Source organism: Bacillus sp. L381 (assembly GCF_030284525.1).
GTDB lineage: Bacteria > Bacillota > Bacilli > Bacillales > Bacillaceae > Bacillus > Bacillus amyloliquefaciens.
The window spans coordinates 936928-962680 of the sequence record NZ_CP127224.1 but is presented as its reverse complement, the minus strand read 5'-3'; the positions used below and the strand labels follow the sequence as shown (position 1 = coordinate 962680).

General features: G+C 47.3%; 27 protein-coding genes. 13 read left to right on the top strand and 14 right to left on the bottom strand.

The window, feature by feature from the left end:
• The first annotated feature begins 208 nt into the window (after positions 1 to 208).
• The gene (locus QRX25_RS04780; protein WP_065981060.1) at positions 209 to 709 is read left to right on the top strand and encodes a universal stress protein; all 501 of its coding nucleotides are present in this window, start codon (positions 209 to 211) and stop codon (positions 707 to 709) included.
• A gap of 66 nt (positions 710 to 775) precedes the next feature.
• Here QRX25_RS04780 and QRX25_RS04775 read toward each other — a convergent pair whose 3' ends face one another.
• Positions 776 to 1327: a hypothetical protein gene (locus QRX25_RS04775; protein ID WP_065981059.1), complete on the bottom strand. Its 552-nt coding sequence runs from the start codon at positions 1325 to 1327 to the stop codon at positions 776 to 778.
• 108 nt (positions 1328 to 1435) lie between these two features.
• Here QRX25_RS04775 and QRX25_RS04770 point away from each other — a divergent pair, with 108 nt between their 5' ends.
• A complete protein-coding gene (locus QRX25_RS04770; protein ID WP_013351678.1) occupies positions 1436 to 2020 on the top strand; it encodes a TetR/AcrR family transcriptional regulator in 585 nt (194 codons plus the stop codon).
• A 42-nt stretch (positions 2021 to 2062) separates the two neighbouring features.
• Here the strand turns inward: QRX25_RS04770 and dat are convergent, their stop codons facing one another.
• The gene (gene dat, locus QRX25_RS04765) at positions 2063 to 2914 is read right to left on the bottom strand and encodes a D-amino-acid transaminase (protein WP_115997899.1); all 852 of its coding nucleotides are present in this window, start codon (positions 2912 to 2914) and stop codon (positions 2063 to 2065) included.
• A gap of 255 nt (positions 2915 to 3169) precedes the next feature.
• Between dat and QRX25_RS04760 the strand changes: the two genes are divergently transcribed.
• Positions 3170 to 4018 (top strand): polysaccharide deacetylase family protein, encoded by an 849-nt coding sequence (locus QRX25_RS04760; RefSeq protein WP_065981057.1) that lies wholly within the window; start codon positions 3170 to 3172, stop codon positions 4016 to 4018.
• Between the two features lie 33 nt (positions 4019 to 4051).
• Here QRX25_RS04760 and QRX25_RS04755 read toward each other — a convergent pair whose 3' ends face one another.
• The 3 genes from QRX25_RS04755 to QRX25_RS04745 form a co-directional block, all read right to left on the bottom strand.
• Positions 4052 to 4783 carry an NAD-dependent protein deacylase gene (locus QRX25_RS04755; protein WP_373925693.1) on the bottom strand — a complete coding sequence of 244 codons (732 nt, stop codon included), beginning with the start codon at positions 4781 to 4783 and terminating at the stop codon, positions 4052 to 4054.
• Positions 4784 to 4847: 64 nt separating this feature from the next.
• Entirely contained in the window at positions 4848 to 5963 is a 1116-nt protein-coding gene (locus tag QRX25_RS04750; RefSeq protein WP_115997897.1) for a mechanosensitive ion channel family protein, read from the bottom strand.
• A gap of 163 nt (positions 5964 to 6126) precedes the next feature.
• Positions 6127 to 6231 carry a YhdX family protein gene (locus QRX25_RS04745; RefSeq protein WP_003155299.1) on the bottom strand — a complete coding sequence of 35 codons (105 nt, stop codon included), beginning with the start codon at positions 6229 to 6231 and terminating at the stop codon, positions 6127 to 6129.
• Positions 6232 to 6400: 169 nt separating this feature from the next.
• Between QRX25_RS04745 and QRX25_RS04740 the strand changes: the two genes are divergently transcribed.
• From QRX25_RS04740 to crcB, 3 genes are read left to right on the top strand one after another with little or no spacing between them, the layout of a single operon-like run.
• Entirely contained in the window at positions 6401 to 7117 is a 717-nt protein-coding gene (locus QRX25_RS04740; protein ID WP_014469973.1) for a glycerophosphodiester phosphodiesterase, read from the top strand.
• A 1-nt stretch (position 7118) separates the two neighbouring features.
• The gene (locus tag QRX25_RS04735) at positions 7119 to 7514 is read left to right on the top strand and encodes a fluoride efflux transporter FluC (protein WP_115997896.1); all 396 of its coding nucleotides are present in this window, start codon (positions 7119 to 7121) and stop codon (positions 7512 to 7514) included.
• A complete protein-coding gene (crcB, locus tag QRX25_RS04730; RefSeq protein ID WP_115997895.1) occupies positions 7511 to 7870 on the top strand; it encodes a fluoride efflux transporter CrcB in 360 nt (119 codons plus the stop codon). Before QRX25_RS04735 ends, crcB begins: the two co-directional genes overlap by 4 nt.
• A 13-nt stretch (positions 7871 to 7883) precedes the next feature.
• On the opposite strand, the gene QRX25_RS04725 is transcribed toward crcB, so the two are convergent.
• The 3 genes from QRX25_RS04725 to QRX25_RS04715 all read right to left on the bottom strand — a co-directional run bounded on the left by QRX25_RS04725 (position 7884) and on the right by QRX25_RS04715 (position 11965).
• Positions 7884 to 9272 (bottom strand): hemolysin family protein, encoded by a 1389-nt coding sequence (locus QRX25_RS04725; protein WP_115997894.1) that lies wholly within the window; start codon positions 9270 to 9272, stop codon positions 7884 to 7886.
• Positions 9273 to 9503: 231 nt separating this feature from the next.
• Positions 9504 to 10748 carry a beta-ketoacyl synthase N-terminal-like domain-containing protein gene (locus QRX25_RS04720; RefSeq protein ID WP_115997893.1) on the bottom strand — a complete coding sequence of 415 codons (1245 nt, stop codon included), beginning with the start codon at positions 10746 to 10748 and terminating at the stop codon, positions 9504 to 9506.
• Positions 10749 to 10780: 32 nt separating this feature from the next.
• Positions 10781 to 11965: a pyridoxal phosphate-dependent aminotransferase gene (locus tag QRX25_RS04715; RefSeq protein WP_115997998.1), complete on the bottom strand. Its 1185-nt coding sequence runs from the start codon at positions 11963 to 11965 to the stop codon at positions 10781 to 10783.
• A gap of 178 nt (positions 11966 to 12143) precedes the next feature.
• Between QRX25_RS04715 and cueR the strand changes: the two genes are divergently transcribed.
• Positions 12144 to 12569, top strand: a complete 426-nt coding sequence (gene cueR / locus QRX25_RS04710; protein WP_013351667.1) for a Cu(I)-responsive transcriptional regulator — start codon at positions 12144 to 12146, stop codon at positions 12567 to 12569.
• Positions 12570 to 12630: 61 nt separating this feature from the next.
• A complete protein-coding gene (locus QRX25_RS04705) occupies positions 12631 to 13965 on the top strand; it encodes a hemolysin family protein (protein ID WP_013351666.1) in 1335 nt (444 codons plus the stop codon).
• 43 nt (positions 13966 to 14008) lie between these two features.
• Here the strand turns inward: QRX25_RS04705 and QRX25_RS04700 are convergent, their stop codons facing one another.
• Positions 14009 to 14608 (bottom strand): lysophospholipid acyltransferase family protein, encoded by a 600-nt coding sequence (locus QRX25_RS04700; RefSeq protein ID WP_045507377.1) that lies wholly within the window; start codon positions 14606 to 14608, stop codon positions 14009 to 14011.
• 238 nt (positions 14609 to 14846) lie between these two features.
• Here QRX25_RS04700 and sigM point away from each other — a divergent pair, with 238 nt between their 5' ends.
• Genes sigM through QRX25_RS04685 form a run of 3 tightly spaced genes read left to right on the top strand, consistent with a single transcriptional unit; the run spans position 14847 to position 16682 of the window.
• Entirely contained in the window at positions 14847 to 15338 is a 492-nt protein-coding gene (sigM, locus tag QRX25_RS04695) for an RNA polymerase sigma factor SigM (protein WP_003155312.1), read from the top strand.
• Positions 15331 to 16404 (top strand): anti-sigma factor, encoded by a 1074-nt coding sequence (locus QRX25_RS04690; RefSeq protein ID WP_013351664.1) that lies wholly within the window; start codon positions 15331 to 15333, stop codon positions 16402 to 16404. The genes sigM and QRX25_RS04690 overlap by 8 nt, the downstream gene beginning before the upstream one ends.
• Positions 16392 to 16682 carry an anti-sigma-M factor gene (locus QRX25_RS04685; RefSeq protein WP_003155315.1) on the top strand — a complete coding sequence of 97 codons (291 nt, stop codon included), beginning with the start codon at positions 16392 to 16394 and terminating at the stop codon, positions 16680 to 16682. The genes QRX25_RS04690 and QRX25_RS04685 overlap by 13 nt, the downstream gene beginning before the upstream one ends.
• Before the next feature lie 40 nt (positions 16683 to 16722).
• Here the strand turns inward: QRX25_RS04685 and QRX25_RS04680 are convergent, their stop codons facing one another.
• From QRX25_RS04680 to QRX25_RS04665, 4 genes are all read right to left on the bottom strand, one after another.
• Positions 16723 to 18078 carry a sodium-dependent transporter gene (locus QRX25_RS04680; protein WP_115997892.1) on the bottom strand — a complete coding sequence of 452 codons (1356 nt, stop codon included), beginning with the start codon at positions 18076 to 18078 and terminating at the stop codon, positions 16723 to 16725.
• Positions 18079 to 18191: 113 nt separating this feature from the next.
• Positions 18192 to 19595, bottom strand: a complete 1404-nt coding sequence (bcaP, locus tag QRX25_RS04675) for a branched-chain amino acid transporter BcaP (RefSeq protein ID WP_013351662.1) — start codon at positions 19593 to 19595, stop codon at positions 18192 to 18194.
• 350 nt (positions 19596 to 19945) lie between these two features.
• On the bottom strand, positions 19946 to 20815 hold the full coding sequence (locus tag QRX25_RS04670; protein ID WP_088612501.1) for an SDR family oxidoreductase: 870 nt from the start codon (positions 20813 to 20815) through the stop codon (positions 19946 to 19948).
• A 78-nt stretch (positions 20816 to 20893) separates the two neighbouring features.
• A complete protein-coding gene (locus QRX25_RS04665; protein ID WP_212100828.1) occupies positions 20894 to 21997 on the bottom strand; it encodes a citrate synthase/methylcitrate synthase in 1104 nt (367 codons plus the stop codon).
• A gap of 109 nt (positions 21998 to 22106) precedes the next feature.
• On the opposite strand from QRX25_RS04665, the gene citR reads away from it, so the two are divergent.
• On the top strand, positions 22107 to 22982 hold the full coding sequence (citR, locus tag QRX25_RS04660; protein ID WP_065981048.1) for a transcriptional regulator CitR: 876 nt from the start codon (positions 22107 to 22109) through the stop codon (positions 22980 to 22982).
• Positions 22983 to 23051: 69 nt separating this feature from the next.
• On the opposite strand, the gene QRX25_RS04655 is transcribed toward citR, so the two are convergent.
• Positions 23052 to 23882: a C40 family peptidase gene (locus QRX25_RS04655; RefSeq protein WP_065981047.1), complete on the bottom strand. Its 831-nt coding sequence runs from the start codon at positions 23880 to 23882 to the stop codon at positions 23052 to 23054.
• A 460-nt stretch (positions 23883 to 24342) separates the two neighbouring features.
• Here QRX25_RS04655 and phoA point away from each other — a divergent pair, with 460 nt between their 5' ends.
• Positions 24343 to 25722: an alkaline phosphatase PhoA gene (phoA, locus tag QRX25_RS04650; RefSeq protein WP_212100825.1), complete on the top strand. Its 1380-nt coding sequence runs from the start codon at positions 24343 to 24345 to the stop codon at positions 25720 to 25722.
• Positions 25723 to 25753: the final 31 nt, after the last annotated feature.

The window sequence follows — 25753 nt, the reverse complement described above, 5'->3', positions numbered from 1 at the left end:
TGTTCAGAAAACGGAAGGTGTATGGCCGTCACGCCGGTATTTAGCTGAAGCTGAGTTGATACGCTGTAATGTTGACATGATCCATACCTCCTTTTTCCTATATTCTTCCTTCATCATATAAATAAATCCTTTTATTGTCAATCCGGGTTTTAGCTTTTTTCCAAACGGGTATTGTTCTGCAAACCTTTTTACTGAAAGGATGAGGCTGATGTTTCACGCGGACCGGTTGATTGCAGCTTTTGACGGAAGTGATGACAGTAAGAAAGCGCTACAAAAAGCCATAGACCTTTCAAAAACGTTTCACGCGGATTTAACGGTCGTGCATTCCCACAATGCAAAAGATACCCAGACGATTGTTGATCCTCCGAGGCCGGGAGCCGGGGCGACGTATATCGGAGGCGGGATTGCAAGCGTTCCTGATCCGCTCCAAGCGGAAAGAATCTCCCCTGATCCGATGATTTATGAAGACCGCACGGAAGAAATCATTGCCGAAGCGAGAATGCTGATGAACGACAGCCAGATTGACGGGGATATCGACATTTTAGAAGGTGATCCCGCTGATGCCATTATCGAGCATGCCGACCGCATATCGGCTGATTTGATCGTCATCGGAAGCCGAGACCGGAACAGGCTGAAAAAACTTTTATTCGGAAGCGTCAGTGAAAAGCTGTCGTCTAAATCCGATATTCCGGTGCTTATCGTAAAATGATCTTTCTGTGCAGCAGCTTTATAAAAAGCTGCTTTTTTTCTGTGTTCTTCCGTGCATAAAGACGATTTACATCTCCCGGCTGTTTCCTCTTTTTTTCGGCATCACAAAACAGCTCGCCATGATCAAAAAATCGATGCACAATACAACGGACCAGCCCTTTAACAGGCCGCTTAGCGCTTCGGTTCGGGAAGCGTCGTGAATGAGAAATACTGTTCCGGCCAAAAGAATGCCGCCGATGATAAACGCTAATACATGCCTCCCCCATCCTTTTGCATAATGTTTGGCATAATCCAGTCCGTACAGCTTGACTGGTTTTGCCCCTTCCTTTACCACATAATAGCGGAAACGCTCATCCGCCCATTCAATCATGCTTTTTCCGAAGGCGACAGACACTCCGATGTAAACGGCGGCCAAAGCATGCGCCAAAGTCGCTGTCGCCCCTCTGTATAAATCAGCTGCGGCCGCCAGAAACAATACGGCATCCAATAGAGGAATGAGAGCGAAAAAAAACATTCCGAGCTTTTGCCTCCTGAATATATACCGCGCCGCCAATCCGCAGATGACAGCCGCCCAAAAAGCAGCCTCACAAATGACAATCAACCAACCAACTGCGTTCAAACCGGTTCCTCCTTATCGTTTTCTCAAAAGCATTGTAACACCTCTTTTTATTTAATACAACCGTATTAAAAAATTGCAAGAAATTTTTTTTCCTGTTACACTGGAACCATGCCTAAAATAATCGACCACGAAAAAAGAAGAAAACAAATAGCCGAAGCCACATGGCGGACGATTTTGGAGCGGGGCATGGAAGGAGCGACAGTGAGAAACATCGCCCGGGAAGCGGGTCTTTCTTTAGGCGCGCTGAGGCACTATTTCACCACCCAGGACGAGCTTTTGGGGTACGCGATGACACTCGTAAAAGAAAAAGTTGCCGCCAGAATTAACGAAGTCGCCATGACAGATCTGCCGCCGAAAGAAAAAGCGGTGCGTCTGATGCTTGAAATCATCCCGACAGATGAGGAATCGATGGCTGAAATGGAGGTATGGTTCGCTTTCACAGCTTACGCCAGACATAAGGGGGAAGAATTTCATCCCCAGCACGACGGGATCTTGGAATATATCCGCAGCCTGATTGACTGGCTGGATGAAAATAAGCATCTGAAACCAAATCTTGATAAAGAGATAGAAGCGGAGAAATTGTATGCCATCGCAGACGGATTGGCGCTGCATGCCATGCTTGAACCGAATCGTCTTTCAAAAGAGAAGATCTCCCGTGTGCTCATTCAGCATATCGAATCTCTTTTTATCTGACAGAAGCAAAAAGGCCGGATGTGTTTCCGGCCTTTTTTCCGCTTATGATTGAACTCCGATCTCCTGCTGAATGCGCGACTGAAATGCCTCCAGGATCGTTTTGGCTACAGGACCCGGTGCACCGCTTCCGACCGGTTTTCCGTCAAGGGTTACGATCGGGATTAGTTCAGACGTCGTTGACGAGATAAAAATTTCATCGGCATCTCTGAGTTCGTCTTCAGTAAGGGGCTTCTCCCGCACCTCAATCCCGTTTTCTTTCATCAGTTCTAAAACTTTTATTCTGGTAATGCCGTTTAAAATCAGCTCGTTTGCAGGATGCGTCCGGACGGTGCCGTTAATGACGGCGTATACATTGGAAGAGGTTCCTTCCGTTACCGCCCCGTCTCTTATCAGCACTGCTTCATAAGCGCCTGCTTCATATGCTTTTTGTTTTATCATCACATTATACAGTAAATTCAGACTCTTAATATCACATCTCAGCCAGCGTTTGTCTTCCGCCGTTATGGCCTGCGCTCCGGCTTTTTGTTCATTTTCCGGTTTTTTCACTGAAAAGGTGTATGCCGTCGTCTGCGGCTCCAATCCTTTGTCATACTGGTGCTTTCGCGGCGCCTTCCCTCTCGTCGTCTGAATATAAACTCCGCCGTCAATGAGTTTGTTTTCCTGTACGAGCTTTTGCAGATCCCATTCTATGTCTTCTGCGGAGAATGGAAGGGCGATGCCGATTTCTGCGGCGCTTCTGAAAAGACGGACGATATGCTCCCGCAGTCCGAATAAGGCGCCGTTATACACTCTGATGACTTCATACACACCGTCACCGAATTGATATCCGCGGTCCTCAATATCAACTGCCGCTTCCTCACGATCAATCAACTGGCCGTTTACTAATGCCTTCATGTAAACCCTCCTAATCGTTATCTGCCGTGATGTGCATTCTCAGCTGTTATTGTCAACTATTCTATCATATTGAACAAGCCGGCAGCGGAGTTTATTTTTTTCTTAAAATCTTATCATTCGACATATTTTCTATGTCTTTTCCAGTTTTGTTCCTGTATACTTGATTCGACATACATATGCTGTTAACTTATGGCACTCACAAGCCTCCGTTGTTACCAGCATTATGAAGAAATTTATGCTACTGGAGAGATTGTTATGCGCAAGACAAAAGAAGGTGCTTCCCCTTCTCTGTTTTCATTGGCTTTTAAAGTTACGAGTTTAGCAGTTTTGTGCGGACTGCTTCTGGTAATCGTCATAATGGGTTATTCCGCTTCCGCCGCAAAAAACAAACAGGTCACCGTGACCGCAAACGGGCAGCTTCGAGATGAAACAGAAAGCCTGCGGCTGAAAAATGATTCTCCCGACGTCTTACTTAAACATTTGCAGAAAGAGCAGGACACAGGGAAAAAAACGGTATATTTAACCTTCGACGACGGGCCGTCTCCATATACTGAACAGCTGTTGAATGTATTGAAGGCAAATGGCGCAAAAGCCACTTTTTTTATGCTTGAACCGCGGATGAAAGCTTATAAGCATTCCGTGCAAAGAGCGAACCGGGAAGGAATCGCGCTCGGCCTGCATGGCGTGACGCACGATAATCATCTGTTTTATCAAACTCCGACATCGCCGCTGAAAGAAATGCAGCAGGGACGCGATACGCTCCAGGCAATCACCGGAGTGAAAACGGATCTTGTCCGTACGCCTTACGGCAGCAAACCGTCATTGACAGACACACAGATTAAGCATCTCGAAAAAGGCGGCTTCGTGTACTGGGACTGGACGATAGACAGCGAGGACTGGAAGTACAAGAATGCCCGGTACGTGCCGGAAGTGCTGAATCAGCTCGCATATTTGGAAAGCGTTCATACGAGCAGGCCGCATGTCATTTTAATGCACGACCTGCCTGCGACGGTGCATGCTTTGCCGAGCCTGATCCAAAAACTGAAAGCTCAGGGCTACTCATTTGACGTGCTGACGGATCAAATGATTCCCGTCCATGAATAAGAAAAGCCGGATCTGTATATGATCCGGCTTTTTTTATGTCGCGGCGCTGACCCGCTTTGCAAATTCACCAATCTTCTCATGAATGACAAGATCAAATAAATGGTCGCAATATGTCGGCTCAAGGTTAATGATCACCTGCTTCAAACCGGGAATCCGGCTCGCATCCTCAGGGACAAACCTTGCCGGCGCCACCTCAAGCGAAGTGCCGATCACAAGAAGAAGATCAGCTTTATCAAGCTTTTCATAAAGGGTTTCAAAATGCTGAACAAGATCGCCGAACAGGACGACATCCGTCTTTAATACAGCGCCGCATACCGCATGATCTCCGGTTTCCGCCGTACATTCCGGCACTTCTTCCTTCAGCAGATGGGAAAGCCCGTAGCGCGCTCCGCAGCGGGGGCATGCGGCGGTCTGAATTGAACCGTGAAGCTCATAGACACTGCTGCTTCCCGCTTTCCTATGAAGCCCGTCAATATTCTGCGTGAAAATGTCTACCTGTTTTCCCCGCTTTTCAAGATCCGCCAAATACTTATGGCCGGCATTCGGTTCATAACTTCCGCTCATTTTCATCTGAAACAGCTGTTTGAATTTAGGCCAGAAGTCGCGCGGACGGCGTTCAAAGTATTCCCTGCTCATCGCTTCCATTCTGGAGGTGTCTTCGGTCCATATACCGCCCGCCGAACGGAAATCAGGAATGCCGGATTCCGTGCTCATGCCCGCTCCAGTCAGCACCATGATACGTTCAGCCTGATTGATCAATGTCATAAACGCTTCCACTCTTCCACCGCCTTTTTCTTTTTATCATATCATGAAAAAAGAACGGCGCTTGTTATGCCCGTTCTTTTTCTCCAGAATGACCATTGACTTGAATCGGTTCATCCTGATTTTTCTGTTTCACAAAAACCGTTTGGCCCGGATAGGCGAATTCCACGCCTTCCTCAGCAAAAAGATCAATAATCCGGCGGTTGATATCCTGCCGCACATCCAGGCTTTCCGCCCAGACGATGGTCTTTGTGTAAAAGTTAAAAAACAGATTGTAATAGCTGTCTGCAAACACGTCAAAATGAACCATAATCGCATCATCATGTACGCCTTCATGTTCACGAAGCATTTCTCTGAGCCTGATGATGCACCGCTCTAAACGGTCAATCGGCGTCGCATAAGAGACACGAACGGAAAACGTAACCTGTCGCTTCGTCATTCTCGTCCAGTTTGTGATGGCTTCCATGGACAGCGTTGAATTGGGCACGGTGACAAGCGCCCCCTGCGCCGTGCGGAACCTTGTGCTTCTGAATGTGATATCTTCTACGCCCCCCGTCACAGACGACGTCTCGACCCAGTCGCCGATCGTAAACGGCTTCTCCGTAATGATGATGATGCCGCCGAAAAAATTGCTGATCGTATCTTTAGCCGCGAGTGCGAAGGCCAGCCCGCCAAGTCCGAGTCCGGCCACGAACCCGTTTACATCATAATTAAATTCCTGCGCGATTACACTGACGCTGAGCGCGAGAATGACAAAGCGCAGCACCTTGGATAAAAACGGCGCCAAAATGTCATCCATATCAAGCTCAAAGCGCTGATTGACTTTATGAAATAAAAAGGAAGACGCGGATGTCAGATTGCACAGCCCCCAGGCGATCAGCGCCACGATCAGGGAGCGGTACATTTTTTTCACAATGTCCATCTGCCCGTCTAAAAACGGCGAATACTCAATCGCCAAAAACAGCCCCAACGCCACGAAAAACCATCTGGCCGGCTTGTCAAACGCGATGGCAATCTGTTTGAATATGTCGGTTTTCGGTTTGTTCGCCAATTTATAAACAAGCTGAAAAAAGTATTTGACAAACAGTTTTCTCAAAATGAGAAAAGCCGCTAAAATTCCAATGCTGATACCGATCTGTGAAATATGGTCAAGAGTAAAAAAACTCTGAAAATGTGTCATCATGTCATATGCTCCTTTGTCTTGTCGAAAATCCATTATACTAAAACATTCGGACATCAGCTTCTTTTAATGTCTTAAAGGCAGCCTAAAAAACCCCGGCAGCAGAACACAGCCGGGGTTTTCACAAATTCGTTCATCTTTCAGCCAGATACAACAGGGGCAGGCACTATTTCTTCTTCGATTGTGTCTGTTTCAGGAGAGTCGCTTTTTGAATTTCAGCATCGGTTTCGGCTTTAATTCTTTCTTCCACTTTCAATCTCCCTTTTCCCATGATCTCGCCTCCTTTTTGCCATTATAAATCACCACTGCGGATTGTAAACCGAAAAAAGCACTATCTTTATTCCAAAAAAATCCTGTTTTGCACATTCACCAGTTTGAATCGCTGTGCATATATGAATTTGATATAATAACAGAAATGCCCATGAGGGGAGCTGACAAGCTTGTATACCATCGCCCATCGCGGCGCATCCGGTTATGCGCCCGAAAATACATTTGCGGCATTTGATATCGCAGCTGAATTGAACGCTGATTTCATTGAGCTTGACGTCCAGCTCACAAAAGACGGACACATTGTCGTCATTCATGATGACAGAGTTGACAGGACGACGGACGGCTCCGGTTTTGTAAAAGATTACACGCTGAAGCAGCTGCAGTCTTTGGACGCCGGAAGCTGGTACGGAGCTGAGTTTAAAGGAGAGCGGATTCCCCTGCTCGAAGAGGTCTTGAAGCGCTATCATTCTAAAATCGGATTTTTAATTGAACTGAAAGGGCACGCTTCTCAAGTCGGCCTTGAAAAAGCAGTCGGCCAGCTGTTAAGCAAGTTTTCCTTTTCCATTTATCATATCGTTCAATCTTTCAGCCTCAAGTCGATTCAGATCTTTCATGACATGTATCCGTCCGTTCCGACAGCGATTATTGCAAGGCCCAGCTTTGGGATGTTTTCCAAAAGCCAGCTGACCGCCTACAAATCAGCCGCAAATTATGTCAATATTAAATATACCCGCCTGAATCGGTTCTTGATTTCTACCGCCCACAGACACGGTCTGAAAGTATTTGCATGGACGGTCAGAAACAAAAAGACGGCCGAAAAGCTGCAAATGATGGCAGTTGACGGCATTGTAACTGATTTTCCGGATTTTATTTCTAAGGATGGCTGATATGAAACAATACATCGCAATTTTTATCGGAGGCGCGCTTGGCGCTTTGCTCCGCTTTGAATTGAGCACGCACATTCACAGCAGTTCTTTCCCCGCGGCTACTTTCCTCGAAAACGCGGCGGGAAGCCTTTTACTCGGTCTTATCACGGGTTATTTTGTCATTCGGGCTAAGCGCCCTCTCCTGACCGCCTTTTTCGGAACCGGTTTTTGCGGAGGTTTCACGACGATGTCAACCTTCGCAAAAGAAACCGTCTTTTTGCTGCAATCGTCTCCCGCAGCTGCTTTTTGTTATGCTGCCGCGACATTATTCGCCGGCCTTGCCCTTGCGTGTGCCGGCATTTTCTGCGGACGGCGGATTGCTCTCCGTTCAGCGGGAAAGGGGCATGAAACGCCATGACGATTGTTTTGATGCTTATCGCAGCGGGAATCGGAGCGGTATTGCGTTTTCTGCTGGGTCAAACCGTTTCAGAAAGGACAAAAGGTTTTCCGATTCCGCTTGGAATGGCTGCGGTCAACCTGCTCGGCTCCTTCGGTCTCGGCATGTTCACCGGACTGGGTCTGGATAATCCTTCCGCCGGTATCATCATCGCGACAGGCTTTTTCGGTGCGTTTACGACCTTTTCCACCTTCAGTATTGAAGCCGTACAGCTGATGATGAACAATCGCATAAAGGAAAGCCTGCTCTACATCTCAGTTTCAGCAGCCGGAAGCCTTCTGGCGTTCTGGTGCGGCTTCATTATCATATCCATTTAAAAAAACCTTGAGCTTATTTTTCGCTCAAGGTTGCGTTATGAAGCATGACCGCTTCAGGCACGGGCAGCGGGCGGTTTATTGTTTCCTGACCGCCAGCGCGGCCCTCTTCTTCTTTTACTTCAAGACGTTTAATAAACCGGACGTCCATTTCTAATACGAGGACAGTATATCCCCCGATCTGTATCGACTCACCCGCACAGATATCAATATTCCGCTTCAGCACAAGCCCGCCGATCGTGTCGACTTCATCTTCAATCCCTGCGCCGAGCAGATGATTCACCTGATCGATGCGAACCTTTCCGTCCAGAACATAATGGCGTTCGGACAGCTTTTGAATCAGCGGCTGTTCGTCTTCATCAAATTCGTCTCTGATATCGCCGACGATTTCTTCAAGGATGTCTTCGGTCGTTACAAGACCGGACGTTCCGCCGTATTCATCAGACAATATCGCCAGATGAATCCGCTCTCTCTGCATTTTTATCAGAAGATCGTGTATCGGAATCGTCTCGATGACTTCAATGACCGGGCGAACGTAAGACGCGATGGATACTTCCGCTTTTTCATCTTCTGTCATAAACAGCAGATCTGAAAAGAGATGCTTCGTATTGATCATGCCGATGACGCTGTCTTTGTCCCCGTCCGTTACGGGCCAGCGCGTATATTTGTCCTTCAGCATCATATCAAGCATTTGCGGCACTGACATATCAGTTGAAACAGCGGCGATTTCTTTTCTCGGAATCATGATTTCTCTGGCGATCCGATTATCAAACTCAAAAATTTTATTCACAAATGTATATTCAGACGGATTGATTTCTCCGTTTTTTAAACTTTCTGACAGCAGGATCCGCAGCTCTTCTTCAGAGTGGGAGCCTTCATGCTCAGATGCCGGCTTTAATCCGGCCAAACCGGTCAAAATTCTCGCGGAGCCGTTCAGCACCCAAATAAACGGGAACATCAACACGTAAAATAACCGAAGCGGCGCTGCAATCCATAACGTCAGCTTTTCCGCTTTTTGAATCGCAACCGTTTTAGGCGCAAGCTCACCGACGACGACATGTAAAAATGTAATCAGCCCGTACGCCGCGGCAAAAGCAATCACATGCTCAGCAGAATCCGGCAGTCCCATACCCCGAAACACAGGATGAAGCATCCGCTCAAATGCAGGCTCTCCCAGCACCCCGAGCCCGATAGATGTCAGTGTAGTGCCGAGCTGCGAGGCGGATAAATACTCATCAAGATCCGTGATGATACGCTTTGCGAGCACCGCCCGTCTGTTCCCTTCTGAGATGAGCTGATCGATTCTGGATCTCCTCACTCTGACGATCGCAAATTCACTCGCCACGAAAAACGCCGTTAACGCAATGAGCACACCGATTAAAATCAAACTGTCAATATCGTCCATTTCACCTTATCCCTGATTGAAGGATAAGGACGTCACCTCCTGATTTCATCATTTTTTCTTAAGCGAGGGGAACGAAATGGGTGATTGACTATGCAGAGGGCCCCATCCTGCCACCTCCTGAGTCAAAGCATGATTATAATTTGTATATTTTATTGTATCACAACCCAATTCTTTCTTCATTTTCAGGTTTTTTTATCATATAAAAAACAGCCTTCAAAAAGAAGGCTGCCGTTATCTGCTTCGGAAATGATTTTCTAAACAAAGCGCGGTATTAATCCCTCCGAATCCCATGCTTAAGCTTAGCGCATGGTGTACGGTATGGGCGATCGGTCTGTCCGTCACCCACTGGAATGCGCCGTCGATCGGCTCCGTTAAGTTTCTGGTCGGATGAAGCTTGGATTCCCGCATTTGCAGGAGCGCTGCAATGATTTCTACCGTTCCGGCCGCACTCAGGCCGTGTCCTGTAATCGATTTTGTCGCATTAATCCGCGCGTGCGACAGACCGCTTTCAGAAAGCGCCCGGCATTCAGTCTTATCTCCGATCGGAGAACCGGTGCCGTGCGGATTGATGTAATCGATCTCTTTCGCTGAAAGACCGGCCCGCTCCAGTGCCTGGCGGATCACCGTCATTTCACCCTCTGCTGAAGGATTCGGATTGCGGTTCGCATCGGAAGCCATGCCCCAGCCCTTTAAGCCGGCCCATGAACGTGCGCCCCTCTGTTCGGCAGATTCAGTGCATTCCAGCACGATCGCCCCGCACGCTTCTCCGAATATAAACCCGTCCGTATGCCGGTCAAACGGGCGGCAGGCGGCTTCAGGACGTTCAGCGTATGTATCGGTGCCCATTGCTCCCAGTGAGCGGAGAGCGTGACACTCCAAATACGACAGATCGGCCAGCGCCCCGATCACGATACAGCGGTCAAACAGGCCGCCTTTGATTCCTTGAGCGGCCTGAATAACCGCCGCCTGGCCGCTTGCCGACGCGCCGCCGACCGTAAAGGCCGGCCCTTTTATCCCGAATTGCTCCGTACAAAGCCCCGACAAATCAGTATCCATAAAAGAAAGCCCGTACGTCGGATTCACAAATTGCGGTGTTTCACCGTTTTTCTCAAAGACCTGCATCAGTTCGCGCTGCGTCGTATTTGAACCGCCGATGATCAGACCGGTGCGGCTGTGATCAGCGCCGTCTAACCGGGCGTCATGCCACGCCTCATATAAAGCGATAAGCGCCGCCTTTCCTGATAATGCGGCCCTTCGGTACAAGCGCTTCGACAGCGCTTCCGGCGGCGTTAATCCGCTAAGCTCCGCGCCGATAAACGAACTGCCTTTCTGCCGGCCGGGGCGTTTCATCACATCAAAGGCGTGCCGCCCATCCATAAGCGCATCAAGAAACGCCTCCTTGCCTTGTCCGACCGCGGTTAAGACCCCGATTCCTGTAATGCTGATGTCTGACGTGCCATCATTTCTCCTCGACATTTGACCGTTCTCCCATCTCTATGTATTGGAAGCTATGAAGAAAAATCTTGATACAGTGCTTTGAAAATATCCCGCGACTGTCTGATCTGTTCTGAAGGCACGCTGAAAGATAATCGGAAATAGCCGCTTTTTCCAAATCCGCTGCCGGGTACGATCAATAGTTTATATTTCTGTGCGGCATGCATGCAGAACGCCACCTCATCTTCAATCGGTGATTTGGGAAAGACGAAAAAGCCGCCTTTCGGCATTTCAAATTCGAAGCCGGCTTCTGTGAGGATGTCCACCATAAGGTCTCTCCGCTTTCGATAAGGTTCGGCGTCAATCGAAAGATCGTCCATATTCGCCACGGCGCGCTGCATCATGACCGGTGCATTCACAAAGCCGAGCGTCCGGTTGCAGAAAACGAGCGCATCCGTCAGAAGGCCGCGCTCAGGCATTTGGGCGTCTGTTGCGATATACCCGAGCCTTTCCCCCGCAATGCCGAGATCTTTACTGAACGAACTGACTAAAATAACGCGGTGATACGCCTGAAACGGATTCGCCTGTTCTTCTCCGTAGATCAGCTGGCTGTACGGTTCATCAAACAAAATGAAGATGCTTTGGCCGTTCCGCTCCTCAGCTTCTTTTAATAAGGCGCCCAAATCATTAAGATTTTTCTGGTTCAGCACAGTCCCCGTCGGGTTATGCGGCGTATTGACGATCAGTCCTTTCGTACGGGGAGTGATCGCTTCTCTCACCGCTTCAATATCAATCTCAAATGAGTCAGTCAGCGGGCAGATGACGGGGCTGCCGCGGTAATTTTCAACATACGCTTTATATTCCGCAAAATAAGGCGAAAGAAGGATGACTTCTTCCCCCGGGTTCAAGATGCTCTTCAGCGCAACATTCAGCGCTCCGCCTGCTCCGACCGTCATGACTGTATGCCTGGCAGAAATCTCGGTCTGAAACCGCTCTGACAAAAAGCCTGCAACCTTCTCTCTCGCCTCCGGAAGCCCCTGGTTTTGTATGTATCCGTGCCTTCCTGTTTCAGCCGCTTCGCAAAGCGCCTTTTTAAATGTTTCTGGCGGCTCCGCAACCGGATTTCCTATTGAAAAGTCAAACACCTTATCGGCGCCGAATTCTTTTTTCAGCCGCGCGCCTTCATCAAATAGTTTTCGTATCCAAGAGCCTTTCTCCAGATTTTCTGTCACTTCCCGTGATAAACCGGCCACTGTCATCTGTCCCTTCTGTCTTTTTCTGCCGTTTCTATTTACAATGATTATGAAAGATTTACATGGCGCAGTCAACGCTTTTTCCGGAAGCCTGCCGCCCCGTTTCAGAGGAATGACGGAAAACAATAAACTTGTGCAACTCCCCTTCATATATTAAACTATTCTCATAACTATAACGTGATGGTTGGGGAGGGATTTAGATGGGGCTGAGACTTATCGCATCAGTGAATTAGCAGAGCTTGCCGGTGTAACGAAACGCACGGTGGATTACTATACAAACCTCGGGCTTTTGAAGCCTGACAGGTCTTGCTCGAACTACCGTTACTACGATACACTTGCACTCAATCGGTTACAGTTTATAGTCGCTTGTAAAAAGCAGCGATTGGCCCTGTCTGATATAAAAGACCGACTGGAGAACCAGTTTCCCTCTTCAGCCCTGCCTGACGATATTGGAAATCTGGCATCGGAAATTGATCATATGAATCAAAACATCTCCGGGATCCTGCATCGGTTTGAAAAGCTTGAACCAGAGGAGCGCGCCCAGCTGAAAAAAAGGCTGGCTCCTGAAAAGCTTGCAGTGCTTCAATCATTTATGCTGCTGTTAAGTTAAACCATTATCTTACTAACAGGAGGTGTTACCTTCATCTTCCCAAAAGGAGTGAAGGTTCTAATTGGACATTGTGAATTTGATTTTAGTCGCGGTTTTAATCGCGCTGACGGCATTTTTCGTAGCATCTGAGTTTGCGATAATCAGAATCAGAGGCTCACGGGTTGACCAGCTTATAGCAGAAGGAAATAAAGCCGCAATCGGTGTCAAAAAAGTGACCACGCATTTAGATGAGTATTTATCGGCGTGCCAGCTCGGCATAACATTGACTTCCATTGGTCTTGGTGTCTTAGGCGAATCAACGATTGAACGCTTGCTTCATCCGCTTTTCACTAAAATAAACGTACCAAGCTCACTATCGCACATTATTTCATTTATTCTCGCCTACGCGATCATTACGTTTTTACACGTGGTCGTCGGAGAATTAGCGCCGAAAACAGTCGCCATCCAAAAAGCGGAAGCCGTTTCGATGCTGTTTTCGAAACCGCTCATTTGGTTTTACCGCATCATGTTCCCGTTTATCTGGCTTCTGAATAACTCCGCCCGTCTTTTAACGAAGATGTTCGGTCTGGAGACGGTGTCTGAAAACGAGCTTGCCCACTCTGAAGAAGAGCTGCGCATCATTTTATCGGAAAGCTATAAAAGCGGTGAAATCAACCAGTCTGAATTTAAATATGTGAACAAAATCTTTGAATTTGACGACAGACTCGCAAAAGAAATTATGATTCCGCGTACGGAAATTGTCAGTCTGCCGCATGATATCAAAATCTCTGAAATGATGGAGATCATTCAGATTGAAAAATATACCCGGTACCCTGTCGAAGAGGGTGACAAAGACAATATTATCGGTGTCATTAACATTAAAGAAGTGCTGACCGCCTGCATCAGCGGCGAAGTATCAGTCGACTCGCCGATTACCGATTTTGTCAATCCGATCATCCATGTGATTGAGTCGGCACCGATTCACGACCTGCTTGTGAAAATGCAGAAGGAACGGGTTCATATGGCGATTCTGTCGGACGAATACGGCGGAACCGCGGGGCTTGTCACCGTTGAAGACATTATCGAAGAAATCGTCGGGGAAATCCGCGATGAATTTGATATAGATGAAATCAACGAAATCCGCAAACTCGGCGACGGCCATTACATGCTTGACGGTAAGGTTCTGATTGATCAAGTGAACGAACTGCTCGGCATCCATTTAGAAAATGACGAGGTCGACACCATCGGCGGCTGGTTCCTTACCCAGAAATACGACGTTGAACAATACGATTCGATTATTGAAGAAGGCTGCGAATTTATCATTAATGAAATTGAAGGCCACCACGTCGCATATATCGAAGTAAAGAAACTGGCGTTTGATGAACTGCTGGAAACCGCCGAACAAAAAGAAGCATAATAAAAAAGCTTGCGCGTCTGATACAGACGGCAAGCTTTTTTGTTTACATTTGATCAAGTTTTTTCTCAAGCTCTTTAATTCTGGCATTCAGCTCTTCTGTCATGGCCGCAAGTCTCTCCTTCGGCGCAAGATCAGAAAAGTCCTCCAAAAAAATCGGCTCGCCGATGATGAGCCGCATTTTTCCCTTTTTAAACAGCTCTTTACCCGAAGACGGGCCTCTGTATGCGGCCGGAACGAGCGGCGCTTTCCCCATTTGGGCGATGGTCACGGCTCCTCTTTTCAGCGGGACGTCTTCTGATGTTCTCGTGCCGCTCGGAAAGATCCCGACAATCTGTCCTTCCTTCAGAAGCTTAATCGGCGTTTTAATGCTGCTCGGGCCCGGATTTTCACGATCAACCGGGAACGCATGAATCTTCTTCAAAAAACCCCCGATCCACTTTTTCTGAAACAGCTCTTTTTTGGCCATATAATGAATCTGATGAGGTAATATTCCGACACCGAGCGTGAGGACGTCCACCCAGCCCGCATGCGTGCACGCAATAACGAATCCTTTATCAGACGGAAGATTCTCCTTGTTGTACACTTTCACTCCCCCGCGCAGGGAAAGAATGGCTTTTATGGCATTTGCACAAAACTTATACATAACGCACTTCCTTTGTTGTAATGATCAAAAGTGTTCTCTATCTATTATAACAATATTTTTTATTACCTGGTACTAATAATTATATTTTTCCGCCGCCGATCCCTATCTTTTATGACGGATTTTGGGTACTATAAAGAAATGGTGTTTGATGAGGTGAAAATGAATTTAAGCCGTTTGCATGGAACGTGCAACTTTAAACCTTTCTTATGCGTGTATAACATAGAGGGGAGAAAAGGCAGTGACGATCGATGAAATTTACCAAATGTATATGAATGATGTTTACCGGTTCCTGCTCTCCATGACAAAAGACAAGCATCTCGCTGAAGATTTGCTGCAGGAAACCTTTATGAGGGCATACATACACATTCACTCCTACGACCACAGCAAAGTAAAGCCATGGCTTTTTCAAGTGGCGAGAAATGCGTTTATAGATTATGTCAGAAAACATAAAAAGGAAGTGACCATTTCCGATGACTTAATTGGGAGCCTTTTTCAGACGGCTGTTCAAAGCCCGGCTCATCAGATTGAAATCAAGGAAGTGCTGACAGGGTATATGTCCGAACTTCCCGACAATTATCGGGAGGCCTTAACGCTGTATTATTTAAAAGAACTGAATTACAAAGAAGCATCCCATATTATGAATATTTCAGAGGCTAATTTTAAAAGTGTTTTATTTCGTGCCAGACAGCGGCTGAAAGCACTTTATAATAGAGGTGTTAATGATGAATGAAGAATTTAAAAAGCGTTTTTACCAATACAAAAATGGAGAAATGAGCGACCGGGAAATGGCCGCCTTTGAAGAAGAGCTGGAAAAGCTGGAAGTCTATCAGGAATTGATTGAAAGTGAAATGCAGGACGACCGGGAATGGGACGTCGGCATCAGCCCGGAAAAACAGAAGGCTATTTTATCGTACGGAAAACGCAAATCGTATTTGCGGATTTCAGTTCTCGCGGTCATTTCCACTTTGATGATTTTGCCGCTTTGTACGTTGGGAAGCTACCTCTATTACGGTTTGGGAGGAAAAGAAAGCACAGGCAATCAATTAATGGAAACCGCGGCCGTGACAGTGGCGACCACAATGCCGAACGTCCTCGTCGATACCTCCGGGCTGAAAAGCCAGGTAAAACTGTTTGGAATGAATACGGAATTTCCGCTGCAAAAGCAGATCGGCACAAAAACGAAATCCGTCGGCGGGGAACGGATTGAAATGTTTTTAGATACGGTCAAATCGCCTGCCGTTAACTACTATGATCTAGACGCGGCACAGGCAAAGCATTATTTCGCCCATCCTTCCGGCTTAAAGGAACGCACGATTGACAAAGCCGGACAGACATTAAAAAAATTGCCTGAAGGAAGCGTGGCGGAGGTCTATCTTTCCTATGACCGGGCCTATCCTTCTTCTCAAGTATATTCAACTTTTAAAAAATACGATGTGAAGTTTTTATGGAACGCGATCGAAACGGAGAAAAACCTGAAAGACAGTCCTTATGCCGATCCGTTAGGATTTCCCGGGAAAGATTCTAAGCTGGCTCCCTCTTTCGAAGCGCAGGGACAGACAGACCGAGAACAATTTATCAGCGCCCTTGAATTTATGTCCCATCATAAAAAATGGGCGCAGGTGATATCGAAACGCAAAGACATGAAACTGAGCAGCAGAATCGACTATGTTGAACATCACGGAATGAACGTATACGGCTCTGTTGTGACGGGGCCGACAAAAGAAATCGAACGTCTGCTGAAAAACAAAACAGTAAAAGCAGCAAACATCGGTGAGGTGGAATTATGGAATTGGTAAGAATCTTTAAAGAGCATAATGTTTTCGGCTGGATATCAGTCGGTACCGCGATTTTGTCGCTGCTGCTTTTGAATGTGGCGATCATCAGCAATGTGACATTCTATTCTTATCAGATGCTGCCGTTTGCGATGGCCGCCGTGCCGTTCGGCATCATTGAGCTGTTTATTAAAAAAGGACGGACCGGACCGGGACTGCTCGGTGTCATACTCAACCTGTTCGTCATTGTCTGCGTATATACGATCGTTGCGGTTGATACGAATCTGCAATTCGGTTTTTAAACATAAAATAAAAACAGGCCCTTTTACGGGGCCTGTTTTTTTAAAATGAAAGAACGCCGATTAAATGCAGCAATACGACAATGATAGCCAGCGGCACAAGATATTTCAGCAGGAAATACCATAACTGAAAGAAACGGCAGCCGATGGCGGAACCGCTTTTCATCTCGGCAAACAGCTCTTGCTTCGGTATTTTCAGCGGGACGAAGATTGATATTAATAAGGCGCCGAGCGGAATCAGCACATTGCTGACGGTGAAATCCGCAAGATCAAAAAACGTTTTTCCGAACAAATGAACATCACTGAGAACACCGTATGATAAACAGGACGGAATTCCGACTAAGAAAATGAGCAGACCGCTTGTCCAGGACAGCTTCTTTCTTTTCGTTTCGTCCCCTTTCCCCACAGTCGCCACGATAATTTCCACCATAGAAAAGGCCGAAGTCAGCGCGGCAAAGAAAAAGACCGCAAGAAAGCTGATAAAAAACAGCGAGCCGAACGGCAGCCGGTCAAAAACAGCCGGCAGCACGGTAAACAGCAATGTCGGTCCTTCATCCGGTTTAAATCCGAACGAAAAAACCGCCGGAAAAATGGCCAGTCCCGCAAACAGTGTGACGAGCACATTCATGATAACAATTGAACCTGCCGAGCCCGGGAGGTTTTGGGTCTTCGGCAGATACGAACTGTACGTCACCATGACCGAAACGCCGAGCGTTAATGTAAAAAACGCCTGTCCCAAAGCATAGAGGATGGATTCCGGCGTCAAATCTTCAAAATGCGGAACCAGTAAAAATTTAATCCCCTCAACGGCATGATCAAGCGTGACAGAGCGCAGCACAAGCAATAGAAACAGCACGAATAAAATCGGCATCAGCACCGCACTGACACGTTCAATCCCTTTCTGCACGCCTTTTGCGACGACCGCAACCGTCATGATCATAAATACCAGCTGCGCGGCGAGAGTCTGGATCGGATTTTCAATGACCGTACCGAACACCGTACCGTACTGCTCCTGAGTGAGCCCTGATAAAGAACCGGTAACGGCTTTCAGCACATAGAGCAAAATCCATCCGCCGACAACACTGTAAAAAGACAAAACTAAAAAACAGGCCGCCACACCCACATAACCCGTGAGGTGCCATACCGACTTCGGCGCGGCTTGTTTGTAGGCATCAATCGCATTTGTCTGGCCCCGTCTTCCGAAAATAAATTCACCGAGCAAAAGCGGATAGCCTAAAAGTACGGTAAAGAGGACGAAGACAAGAAAAAAAGCGCCTCCTCCGTTCGTACCCGCTACGTAAGGGAACTTCCAAATGGCTCCCAGGCCGATCGCCGAACCGGCAGCGGCCATAATAAATCCTATTTTTGAGGCCCATTGAACCCTTTTTTGGTCAGACACGACTTTCCACTTCCCTTCCGCCCTATATTATCCCTTATTCGCTGCGATAACTTAAGCCCATTTCAATATGTTTCACTCTTCTGAAAAATAAAAGAAGCGGCTGATGCCGCTCCTTACAAATCCCCGTTTAATTTTGAATGCTTTCTCGAATATAAGAAATAAATCACCAGACCGATGATCAGCCAAATAAAGAAACGAAGTATGGTGGCGGCGCCAAGGTTAATGATCAGAAACACGCAGAACAGAATGGACAATGCCGGAATAAAGGGAACTCCCGGACATTTAAAAGCTCTTGGCAGATCGGGCTGTTTCTTTCTCAGCACGATAACCGCCACGGAAATCAGGACAAACGCGGCAAGCGTGCCGATGTTCACCAGCTTCGCCAGTTCATCAAGCGGGACGAGCGAGCCGAGCAATGCCGACAGAATACCGAACACCCATGTCACCACGTGCGGCGTTTTATGCTTCGGATGGACTTTCGAAAGCGCCCCCGGCACTAAACCGTCACGGGACATGGCAAACATCACCCTCGTCTGGCCGTACAGCATGACGAGCATCACCGTTGTCATTCCCAGCACCGCGCCGATATCAATAATGCCCGCCACCCAGTTCTGCCCAGCCATCTGCAGGACGAGAGAAACGGGGTGATCGACGCCTTCAAAGCGGGCAAACGGTACGACGCCCGTCATAATCGCCGATACGGTCACATACAGCACGGTGCAGACGATTAATGAAAAAATAATTCCTTTCGGCAGGTCCTTCGCCGGATTTTTCGTTTCTTCAGCGGCGGAAGAGACGGCGTCAAAACCGATAAAGGAGAAGAAAACGAGCGCCGCGGCACTGAAAACACCGCCGAACCCCATCGGCATAAACGGCTGCCAGTTGTGCGGTTTGACATATACGGCCGCAACGGCGATAAACAATAAAACAACCAGTATTTTCAGAATTACCATAATATTATTGACCCGCTTTGATTCTTTAATCCCTAAGTAGAGGATAAATGTAATCGCAAGCACAATAACAAATGCGGGAAGATTAAAGAATGTGACCGTGCCTTTAATTGATCCCGGCGCGGCCGTTAATGCGGCCGGAAGATGAATGCCGAAGCCCGCCAAAAATGATTGAAAATAGCCGGACCAGCCGACCGAAACCGCACTGACGGCGAGCATATATTCCAATATTAAATCCCATCCGATGATAAAAGCGAGAAGTTCACCCAATGTCGCATAAGTAAATGTATAGACGGAACCTGAAACCGGCACGCTTGAAGCAAATTCAGCATATGACAAAGCCGCGAATAAACACGCAAGAGCGGCTATAACAAATGAAATGGTCAGCCCCGGCCCCGCCGTGACCGCGCCTGTTCCGGTTAAAACAAAAATTCCCGTTCCGATGATGGCCCCTATCCCCAGCAGGGTCAGATCAAAGGCTCCTAACTCCCTTTTCAGCGACTTTTCGCCGCCCGTTGCGGCAAGCAGTTCCTGAATGCTTTTCTTTCTGAATATGCTCCCCTTCATCTGCTTCACTCCTTGTATATCAATCTCTTGTGTTAGAATATTCAGATAACAATGGCTATAATGACTAAATTCTTATTTTTCGAATGAAATATTTCAGCACATCATTCCTTTCTCCTATACCATATTATAACGAAACATATAAAAATGAAAATAAATTTTTGAAAATTCTATATATTATTTTTATGTTTTCTTAAAGCAAAGCGGAACCCAAAACGTCCCTTCAGACAGCGGGTTCTCACGTATTACAATCTTTGAGTTCACGATTTGACTGACAGCTGCCGCATTATATTGATATGTATGTTCAAATAAAAATCCCGCACCTTTTAGCAGTGCGGGATAAGGCTTACGTATTATGTGGAAATAAATCTGCCGCCATTTACGTGAATGGTTTGACCTGTCATATAGGAAGATTCGTCTGAAGCCAAAAGCACGTAAGCTCCGGCGTGTTCCGCCGGCTGTCCCGGCCGTCCCATCGGGGTGTCCAGACCGTGGTTTTCTACCTTTTCTTCAGTAAATGTCGCGGGAATCAGCGCGGTCCAGATCGGGCCCGGCGCCACTGCATTAACCCTGATCCCCTGATCGGCCAATGACATCGCCATCGAACGTGTAAAGGAAACGATGCCGCCTTTCGTGCACGAATAGTCGATCAACGAGGTATCGCCCTGATAAGCGGTAATAGACGTTGTATTAATGATGGCGCTCCCTCTTTTCAGATGGGGCAGTACAGCTTTTGTCATATGAAACATGGAAAACATGTTTGTGCGGAACGTCTTCTCCAGCTGTTCAGCCGTAATATCAAGGATCCCGTTTTGCGGATGCTGCTCAGCCGCATTATTAACAAGAATATCAATTTTCCCGTAGTGATCTAAGACTTGCCGGACTGCCTTCTGACAATGTGCCTCATCACCGACGTCTCCCGGAATTAACAGGCATTCGGCCTGGCATTCTTCCGCGCGCTTTTTCGTTCTCTCGGCATCGGCATGTTCGTCAAGATACAGGATGGCAAGATCCGCTCCCTCCTTCGCGTAAGCGATCGCAGCCGCCGCGCCGATGCCGCTGTCTCCGCCCGTGATGACGGCGACTTTTCCTTTTAATCTGCCCGACCCTTTTACATCCGGATCTTCCAGAAGGGGCTTCGGGTCCATTTCCGACTCAATGCCGGGCTGGCGGTTTTGCACCTGCGGTTTTTGTCCTTCCGTTTGTCTGTCCATCGGATTCATATTCTCACACTCCTGCAATTGGTATTACTGAGACGATACCACGCAGTGCGGGGAGCTAAACGGACAAATATGCCGGGCTTAAAGCGGCTGAGCCGTTTCGGGTAAGGTGCCGGTGTATTTCGCAGACGGCCTGAAAATCATATTGTCAGCGGACTGTTCAAGCACATGTGCGCACCAGCCCGCCATTCGGCTTGCTGAAAAGGTCGGCGTAAACAAAGCATTATCGACATCAATGGCCTGCATCACAGCCGCTGCGTAGAATTCCACATTTGTATACAGCTTCCGTCCCGGCTTATATTGCTCTAATAAGCGGATGGCTTCCTTTTCCACATAAAGCGCCAAGTCAAGCGACGGATCATTACCCGCCACCTCTTCAGCCTTTATGCGCAACGCTTCTGCCCGCGGGTCTTTTGTTTTGTACACTCTGTGGCCGAAGCCCATCAGGCGCTCTCCTCTCATAAGCTTCTGTGTCAAATAGGCTTCTGCGTTTTCTTTTTCGCCGATGTCTTCAAGCATTTTCGTGACACCTGAAGGCGCGCCTCCGTGCAGCGGCCCTTTCATCGTACCCAGTGCGGAAGTGACGGCAGACACTAAATCAGATTCAGTCGAAACGGTGACTCTCGCTGAAAAAGTCGATGCATTCATCCCGTGCTCCATCGCCAGAATCATATATGTCTCAAGCGCTTTCTTCTGAGCTGCGGACGGCTGCCTCCCGGTCAGCATGTACAAATAGTTTTCCACGTGGCCGTATCGCGCTTCAGGCGACAATACTTTCAGCCCTTTTTTCCGGCGGTATCTGTACGCAATGATGGTCGGTGTGACGGCAATCAGTTTAATCGCCTCTTCCGGCTGGGGCGGATATGTAAATGAACCTGTGCCCAAACCTGAAATAGCCGTTCTCAGCACCGCCATGTCGTCCATCTCGTCCGGAAGCGTTTCCAATAAGCCGATGAGATGCTGCGGAAGCCCTCGCTCAGCTGCAAGTTTATCCTGAAACGCAAGCAATTGCCGCTCATCTGGAAGCGTTCCGTTTAAAATGAGATACGCCGCTTCTTCAAAACTGGATTGCAGCGCGATATCCTTTGCGTCATAGCCGCGATATATTAAATGCCCCTTTTCTCCGTCAATGTGGCTGATAGCCGTTTCTGCACAAGTAATTCCTTTCAATCCACGATAAATCAATTTCATTCCCCCTTATCCTCTTTCTGTTATTATAGTAAATATAATATTTAAAAAATAATGAATATTTTTAAGGGAATTAATTAAAACTTTTAATCAGAGGAGTGCATCTATGGATTTTAAATGGCTTCACACCTTCGTTACCGCAGCAAAATATGAGAATTTCAGAAAAACGGCGGAAACACTTTTTTTATCTCAGCCGACCGTCACCGTTCACATAAAATTATTAGAGAAAGAAATCAGCTGTAAGCTGTTTCAGCGAAGCGGGAGAAAAATACAATTAACGGAAGAAGGAAAAGCATACGTGCCGTTTGCCATGAGGCTTTTGGAGGATTATGAAAACAGTATGGCAGAGCTGCACAGGGTGCGCCAGGGCTACTTCCACACGCTGACGCTCGCTGTTTCGCCTCTTATCGCCGACACCGTTCTTCCGTCTGTCATGAAGCGTTACACAGCGGACAATAAAGAGACCGAAATGACGGTCACCATTTACGAGTCGGAAGAAATCGCCTCCCAAATCAGAAACGGCTCAGCCGATATCGGGCTGAGCTGCTTAAAGGTGCAATCATCTTCCCTCACTTGCCGCCCCCTGTACAATGACCCCGTTGTGCTCGTCGCGCCCCCCGGCCTAAAATCAGCATCAGGGAAGGCGGCTGAAGTGAAAGACCTGTTCGGACAATATCTGCTCCTGACCCATAACCATCCTGACTATTGGGATGATTTGCTCCGCCAGGTCAGAATACAATTCCCATTCGTCAGAACGATGAAGGTGACACAGACGCATATTACGAAACGGTTTATTAAAGAGGGGCTGGGTGTCTCATTTCTGCCGCTGTCTGCTGTACAGGCCGAACTCGCCGCAGGCAGCATGATTGAAATTCCGTGCGAATTCGCCCAGATCCCGAGCGCTGGGGCATACGCCATCGCACTACATGAAAATGAAAAAAAGCAAACCTTTTTAGATTTTTTATCTCATTTTCATTTTTAAGTGAAACAAATGGAGCTCTGTCCCGTCTAAATAAAAAAACCCGTTCTGATGAACGGGTTTCCCTGGCTGCTAGAATCTTTTCGCGCCGAGGTAGCGAGGCTTCCAGTAGCTGTTATTCAGGTCACTGGTTGTGACGCCGTCAGAACCGGCATGGATGAACTTGTTGTTTCCGATGTACACACCCATGTGTGAAGGGCCGGCCTGATATGTTGTAAAGAAGACGAAGTCCCCTTTCGACGGGCTGGACACGCTCTTCATTGAGCTCCAGTATCCCGCAGTGCTTGTTCTTCCGACACTCGTCTGTTTGTTCAGCAGGTACCAGATAAATCCGCTGCAGTCAAAGCCGGAAGTCGTTGTTCCGCCCCATACATACGGCGTGCCGATTAAAGATTGCGCATCAGAAACAAGCTTGTTTACATTCAGGCTCGTCTGTGCAGCGTTATGGTTAGATGAAGACTGATTTGATGAAGATCCCGTTGACGTTCCGGAGTTTGAACCGGAAGTTGATCCTTTTACTTTAAGAACTTGTCCGATGCGGATCAGGTCTGTTTTTAAACCGTTTAAACTTTTCAATTGGTTTACAGACATTTTATATTTATTCGCAATTTTCCAAAGGCTGTCGCCTTTTACAACTTTATATGTAGACGATGATGATTTGCTGCCAGAGTTTGAACCAGAAGATGATTTACCGTTGATTGACAGCGTCTGTCCGATGTAAATGATATCCGATTTTAATTTGTTCTCAGATTTAATGGAATTAATTGACGTACCATATTGATTTGAAAGTCCCCATAATGTATCGCCTTTTTTTACCTTAATCGTTTGCGCAGATGCCGCACCCGCAAACAAAGTCGTCCCTAAAACCACTGCCGTTGTTGCTGTAACAAGTTGCTTTTTCATGTTTTCCTCCCTGAATGATTCTATCTATTTTATAAGTCTCTTTTTTAAAGTTTTTATCTGTTTTCTATTATAAGGTTCAATTTCCACTAGAAATAGACTTGACTTCCCGTGACAAATTTCTTACTAATTCGTTTTTGAAAAAAGTTTTTAAGGGTATTAAATATTTCAATTTGATTTCAAACGTGACGAAAAACGTGCCGTTTTGTCATGTTTTTTTCCTGTGATCCTCGATTTTTGGAAAAACAAAGAAGTTCATTTTCCAAATTGCCCCTTGTCAAAAAAATCCTCGTCTTTTTTGAAAAAGTGAATGATTTTCACCTTTTCCAGAAAACATAACCTTACATCGGAATTTACATTTCTAACAATGTTTCACCTGAAATTTACAGGAGGGACAGGCGCTCTTTACAAACATCCCCTACCATTAGACGTACAGACACGATTAAAGGAGGACGATTTGAGAATGAGTTTATTTAAACAGGTTCGATCAAAACTTCTGCCGGCGGCAGCCGTATCCGTGCTGACAGCCGGTCTGATTGCGGGCGCGGGGCTCCAGCACTCTGATCAGGCTGCGGCAAAAAAACAGCCTGACAAAAACGAGATCAGAAACGTCATCTTCATGATCGGAGACGGAATGGGCGCGCCATACATGAACGCCTACCGTTCAGTCATTAACAAAGGAAAGCCTTCAGACGGCATGAAATTGACGGCATTTGACCCCAATCTTACCGGCATGATGATGACTTATCCTGACGATCCTGATTCCAATATCACCGATTCCGCGGCGGCCGGCACGGCAATGGCCACCGGTGTGAAAACATATAACGCGGCGATCGGAGTCGATAAAAAAGGAAAGCGGGTAAAATCCGTCCTTGAAGAAGCGAAACAAAGAGGCAAATCAACCGGACTTGTCGCGACTTCAGAGATTGCCCACGCCACCCCTGCTTCATTCGGTGCCCATAACAAATCCAGGAAAAATATGGATGAAATCGCAAGCAGCTACTTTGATGACCGCATCAACGGACAACAGAAAGTGGATGTGCTCCTCGGGGGCGGCAAATCAAACTTTATCCGTAAAGACCGGAATATAACGAAGGATTTCAAAAAAGCGGGATACAGCTATGTTACATCAAAACAGGAGCTTAAAAAGGACCGCAATAAAAAGGTTCTCGGCCTGTTTGCCGATGGCGGACTCGACAAAGCGATCGACCGTTCAAACGCCGTCCCTTCATTAGAAGACATGACAACGGCAGCGATCGACAGACTGAACTCGAATAAAAAAGGGTTTTTCTTAATGGTCGAAGGCAGCCAAATTGACTGGGCCGGACATGACAACGATATAGTCGGCGCAATGAGCGAAATGAAGGATTTTGAAAAAGCGTATAAAGCAGCGATCGCATTTGCCAAAAAGGACAAACATACGCTTGTTATCGCTACGGCTGATCACACGACCGGCGGATTGACAATCGGAGCGAACAACGATAAAAACTGGCATGTTGAACCGGTTCTTGCAGCGAAAAAAACGCCGGCATTTATGGCTGACCAAATCAAAGCGGGCAAATCCGTTTCTTCGGTGCTTGCGCGTTATACCGATCTGAAATGGTCAAAAGATGAAATCAAACAGATCGAAACAGCTGCAAAGCAGGATGCTGACAAGGGCGCCTACAAAGCGATCATTAAGCTCTTTAATACAAAAACCAACAGCGGCTGGACAACCGGCGATCATACGGGCGAAGAAGTTCCCGTGTACGCATACGGTCCGGGAAAAGAATCATTTGCGGGGCTTTTAAACAACACGGATCAGGCCAAAAAGATCTTTCACATCTTAAAAAGCGGCAAATAAAAAAGGATGCGGGGTTTCCCCGCATCCCTTC

Coding starts and splice junctions, on each gene's coding strand:
- QRX25_RS04780 (WP_065981060.1), top strand. CDS start 209: ATGTTTCACGCGGACCGGTTGATTGCAGCTTTTGACGGAAGTGATGAC.
- QRX25_RS04770 (WP_013351678.1), top strand. CDS start 1,436: ATGCCTAAAATAATCGACCACGAAAAAAGAAGAAAACAAATAGCCGAA.
- dat (WP_115997899.1), bottom strand. CDS start 2,914: ATGAAGGCATTAGTAAACGGCCAGTTGATTGATCGTGAGGAAGCGGCA.
- QRX25_RS04760 (WP_065981057.1), top strand. CDS start 3,170: ATGCGCAAGACAAAAGAAGGTGCTTCCCCTTCTCTGTTTTCATTGGCT.
- QRX25_RS04755 (WP_373925693.1), bottom strand. CDS start 4,783: ATGACATTGATCAATCAGGCTGAACGTATCATGGTGCTGACTGGAGCG.
- QRX25_RS04750 (WP_115997897.1), bottom strand. CDS start 5,963: ATGATGACACATTTTCAGAGTTTTTTTACTCTTGACCATATTTCACAG.
- QRX25_RS04745 (WP_003155299.1), bottom strand. CDS start 6,231: ATGGGAAAAGGGAGATTGAAAGTGGAAGAAAGAATTAAAGCCGAAACC.
- QRX25_RS04735 (WP_115997896.1), top strand. CDS start 7,119: ATGAAACAATACATCGCAATTTTTATCGGAGGCGCGCTTGGCGCTTTG.
- crcB (WP_115997895.1), top strand. CDS start 7,511: ATGACGATTGTTTTGATGCTTATCGCAGCGGGAATCGGAGCGGTATTG.
- QRX25_RS04725 (WP_115997894.1), bottom strand. CDS start 9,272: ATGGACGATATTGACAGTTTGATTTTAATCGGTGTGCTCATTGCGTTA.
- QRX25_RS04720 (WP_115997893.1), bottom strand. CDS start 10,748: ATGTCGAGGAGAAATGATGGCACGTCAGACATCAGCATTACAGGAATC.
- QRX25_RS04715 (WP_115997998.1), bottom strand. CDS start 11,965: ATGACAGTGGCCGGTTTATCACGGGAAGTGACAGAAAATCTGGAGAAA.
- QRX25_RS04700 (WP_045507377.1), bottom strand. CDS start 14,608: ATGTATAAGTTTTGTGCAAATGCCATAAAAGCCATTCTTTCCCTGCGC.
- QRX25_RS04690 (WP_013351664.1), top strand. CDS start 15,331: ATGAATGAAGAATTTAAAAAGCGTTTTTACCAATACAAAAATGGAGAA.
- QRX25_RS04685 (WP_003155315.1), top strand. CDS start 16,392: ATGGAATTGGTAAGAATCTTTAAAGAGCATAATGTTTTCGGCTGGATA.
- bcaP (WP_013351662.1), bottom strand. CDS start 19,595: ATGAAGGGGAGCATATTCAGAAAGAAAAGCATTCAGGAACTGCTTGCC.
- QRX25_RS04670 (WP_088612501.1), bottom strand. CDS start 20,815: ATGAATCCGATGGACAGACAAACGGAAGGACAAAAACCGCAGGTGCAA.
- citR (WP_065981048.1), top strand. CDS start 22,107: ATGGATTTTAAATGGCTTCACACCTTCGTTACCGCAGCAAAATATGAG.
- QRX25_RS04655 (WP_065981047.1), bottom strand. CDS start 23,882: ATGAAAAAGCAACTTGTTACAGCAACAACGGCAGTGGTTTTAGGGACG.
- phoA (WP_212100825.1), top strand. CDS start 24,343: ATGAGTTTATTTAAACAGGTTCGATCAAAACTTCTGCCGGCGGCAGCC.